Origin of the sequence: Alkaliphilus pronyensis (assembly GCF_009017275.1) — a bacterium.
Classification (GTDB): Bacteria; Bacillota; Clostridia; order Peptostreptococcales; family Natronincolaceae; genus Alkaliphilus_C; species Alkaliphilus_C pronyensis.
The window spans coordinates 1-2,330 of record NZ_WBZC01000084.1 but is presented as its reverse complement, the minus strand read 5'-3'; the positions used below and the strand labels follow the sequence as shown (position 1 = coordinate 2,330).

2 protein-coding genes are annotated in these 2,330 nt (G+C 30.5%); both read left to right on the top strand.

What is annotated here, in order from left to right; translation table 11 throughout:
• Positions 1 to 683 precede the first annotated feature (683 nt).
• Complete coding sequence (locus tag F8154_RS14625; RefSeq protein WP_151862356.1) at positions 684 to 1,514, top strand: flagellin N-terminal helical domain-containing protein; 831 nt, start codon at positions 684 to 686, stop codon at positions 1,512 to 1,514.
• Between the two features lie 11 nt (positions 1,515 to 1,525).
• Positions 1,526 to 1,984, top strand: a complete 459-nt coding sequence (fliS, locus tag F8154_RS14620) for a flagellar export chaperone FliS (protein WP_151862355.1) — start codon at positions 1,526 to 1,528, stop codon at positions 1,982 to 1,984.
• Positions 1,985 to 2,330 lie beyond the last annotated feature (346 nt).

Genomic DNA, 2,330 nt, shown 5'->3' with positions numbered 1-2,330 from the left:
AAAATGAAAAATTAAAAATTGAAAACAAAAAGACATAATGAAAGATTAAAAATTAGAAGTCAAAAATGAAAAAAGAAAAAAGAAAAAAGAAAAACTACAATAGCAAGTAATAAGGAATAGGGAATAGGTAATAGGTAAGTAAAGAATCAAAACCATAAAACAGGATCAAAAATTAAAAATGAAAAATGAAAAATGAAAATGGAAAACAAGAAGACATAATGAAAAATGAAAAGTTAAAAGTGAAAAATGAAAAATTAAAAATTGAAAACAAAAAGACATAATGAAAGATTAAAAATTAGAAGTCAAAAATGAAAAAAGAAAAAAGAAAAAAGAAAAACTACAATAGCAAGTAATAAGGAATAGGGAATAGGTAATAGGTAAGTAAAGAATCAAAACCATAAAACAGGATCAAAAATTAAAAATGAAAAATGAAAAATGAAAAATGAAAATCAGTTAGTAATTAGTAATTAGTAATGAGTAATTAGTAATGTAAAACAAAACCTTAAAACATTAAATGAGTATTATAATTAAGAGTGAAGAGTGAAGAGTTTAAAAATTACAAATCATAATTGAGAATTGAAAATGAGAATATAGAACTACAGATGACAAATGAAGGTGTATTAAAGTTTACCAAATAAATGCCGATATAATATTTAGAATTATAACTAAGGGGGAAAAAATAGATGCGAATTAATCATAACGTACCTGCAATGAATGCCCATAGATTGTTAACAAAGAATACCAGCTTTGCTTCTAAAGCATTAGAAAGGCTATCCTCTGGAAAAAGAATAAATCGTGCCGCTGATGATGCAGCTGGCCTAGCTATTTCAGAAAAAATGCGTAGTCAAGTAAATGGTCTTAAAATAGCTTCAAGAAATTCACTAGATGGTATTTCTATGGTGCAAACTGCAGAAGGAGCAATGAATGAAATACATGCTATGCTTCAGCGTATGAGGGAATTGGCCGTTCAAGCAAGTAATGGTATATATAATGTTGATGACCTTAATACTATACAGAATGAGGTTGATGAACTGATAGATGAAATAGATAATATTGCCAAAACAACAAACTTTAACGATAAAAAGCTTATAAATGGCAGCCTATCTACAGTAGCTATTCAATTGCAAATTGGTGCAAATGCTGGTGAAACACTTGAATTTACAATAGATAACTTAGATGCTACCAGCTTAAATCTTTTTGCAACTCCAACTGTTCTTATTGATTTAGTTAATGCTGCTACTGCACAAATTTCAACGCTTGATGATGCTGTACAGAAGGTGTCAGAGGTACGTTCCAAACTTGGTGCTATTCAAAATAGACTTGAGCATACTATTGCCAATGTAGACAATACAACTGAGAATTTAACGGCAGCTCTATCAAGAATTGAAGACCTAGATATGGCATTAGAAATGTCAAACTTCACAAAGCTTAATATTTTAACACAGGCAGGAACAGCAATGCTGGCACAAGCCAATCAACGGCCTCAATCAGTTTTACAATTATTAGGAAGTTAGGAGTGAGCTAAATGTTAGATAATGAATATGTAACAAATAGAGTTTCTACTGCCAATAATGTACAGCTGGTGGAGCTGCTGTATGAGGGCATGATGGATTATATTAAAGAAGGTAAGATAGCCCTTGAAAGTAAGGATGAGAAAACCTATAATCTACATATGGCTAAGGTTAGGGATATATTGGCGGAGCTATTGGCAACCCTGCAGGGTGATTCTGAAATTTCAAATAGCCTGAGAAGAATTTACCTCTTTATAAACGATTTAATAACTACAGCTGCAACACAAAAAGACCCACAAAAGCTTGAAGGGGCACTGAAGGTTATAACCCCTCTATATGATGCATGGAGGGAAATTTCTAATAATGAGGAAGCTAGTGAAAAACAGGGACCAGCTTTGGTTACGGGCTATACCTATGGTAAGGATAAGCTAAATGATTACGTTGCAAATGAAAACACTTGGGAAAAGGCATAGGAGTAATTAGGATAAGGAATATGTAATATGGAATAAGGAATAAGTTAAGACCTTATAAATTAAAAGTGAAAAGTGAAAAGTGAAAAATTAAAAACAAAAAATCAATTAGTAATGAGTAATGAGTAATGAGTAATTAGTAATGTAAAACCAGAAAGTTATATTAAAACAAAAATACAAAATGGAAAACAAGAAGACATAGTTAAAAATTAAAAATTAAAAGTGAAAAAACAGAGAACAAAATTAAAAATTAAAAATGAAAAGTATTAAATGAAAAATTAAAATCAAAAACCAAAACACTCTGTAAACCGAATCAGAGTGTTTTTCGTGCGACAGGCAGTCGCACATT

Bases quoted from the DNA above. Each gene is read 5' to 3' on its own strand.
- F8154_RS14625 (WP_151862356.1), top strand. From the start codon at position 684: ATGCGAATTAATCATAACGTACCTGCAATGAATGCCCATAGATTGTTA.
- fliS (WP_151862355.1), top strand. From the start codon at position 1,526: ATGTTAGATAATGAATATGTAACAAATAGAGTTTCTACTGCCAATAAT.